At 29.9% G+C, this 1,393-nt stretch carries 2 protein-coding genes; both read right to left on the reverse strand.

The annotated features are described in order from the left end of the window. The coding region (locus tag ACSHZO_RS15840; protein WP_298248425.1) for a DUF6364 family protein at window positions 1-200 on the reverse strand (200 nt) is incomplete at its 3' end. A 239-nt stretch (window positions 201-439) separates the two neighbouring features. Continuing rightward, a complete protein-coding gene (locus ACSHZO_RS15845) occupies window positions 440-1,276 on the reverse strand; it encodes a tetratricopeptide repeat protein (protein ID WP_298248426.1) in 837 nt (278 codons plus the stop codon). Window positions 1,277-1,393 lie beyond the last annotated feature (117 nt).

The raw sequence follows: 1,393 nt of genomic DNA on the forward strand, positions 1-1,393 counted from the left end.
TTTTTAGGCATTTTGAAAGATCCTTTTAAAGATTTCACTACAGGATTAAGTTTTTTATCCTTTTGTTTTTGTTCTTCTTTTGTAAGGACTTTTAAATAGTTTTCAATGATGTCTGAAAGACTGCGATTTTTTTCTTTAGCGTATTCTTTTGCCCTTTTTATTATTTCTTGTTCTATCGTTAATGTGAGTTTTGTATTCATCACTTTTCAATTGAAAGTTATAAATACAAATATAAAGAAGAATTTTGTTTACACGTGTTATTTTTTAATTATTTATACGATTTTCATTAAATCCGCTTGTAGCTAACGGTTTGCGGTTATCGCAAGTTGCGGGAGTAAGGCCGCGGATTTGTCGGCTTAATAATTTTCTTTTTTGATTACTAAAATTACACTTTTTCTACTATACCCGGAATTTGAGATGAACCGCTGTTGTGCAAAGTTTAAGGCCACCTAACTTGATAAGGATATCTCTCATAAACGACATTATCTTCGTTGATTGAATATCCCTTATTTGCGTTCTCTTTTGCTATTTCATATAATTTTTCTCCTTCCTCTGGTTTACCAATTTTATACAGAACTTTTGCTTTGTAATACTGTACATCTGAAAATTGAGGATAAATTTTTAATGCCTGGTCGAAAAGTTCTAAAGCTTCTTCATATTTCTTTAGCTCATATTTACTAATTCCATAGTAGAATAGATCTAAGTGATGCAACCAGCCTTTTCCATTTTCTTTTATAGTTTTTTCATAATCTTCTTTAAAAAGCTTTTCTGCTTTTTCAAATTGGTTCAGTTGCAAATAGCTTAATCCAATATAGAAATTATATGAATGATCCATTACAAATCCATATCCATATTTTTCTTGGTAATTTTTGAAATCTTTTATTGCTTCCTTGTATTCTTTCGAAAATATACATTTTATAAATGCTCTGTAATCTTGCCATTTTTTAGGATTGTATTTAACTGCCTTGTCAATAAAAGGCATTCCTAATTCGTATTTACTTTGTTTAAAAAGTGGCATTGCTTTCTGTTGCCAGAAATAAGCTATTGTAGAATCAACTTCTAGTCCTTTATTAATTTCATTTTGCCAATCTTGTGAATACATATCTTTTTTCCAAGCACCATTTTTAAGATAAATATCAATCAACGAATCTTGTTGCTTTTGAGAAAACTTTGGAACAATTTTTTCTTCGGAAATTATTGAATCTTGTTTTTGATTACAACTGATTAAAGTTGAAATAAAAAGTAAGGTCAGAATACATTTTCTTAGGTGTTTCAAATCTTGATTTAAATTTTGCACAACGGTTTCGGTTATCGCCAGTTGGCGGAGTAAGGGACGCGGGTTTGTCGGCTTAGTATTTTGTTGTTGGTCAAGTTGATTATTTTCTTTCTAACG

The sequence above is a fragment of the Christiangramia sp. 3-2217-3z genome, from assembly GCF_051195275.1.
Classification (GTDB): Bacteria; Bacteroidota; Bacteroidia; order Flavobacteriales; family Flavobacteriaceae; genus Christiangramia; species Christiangramia marina.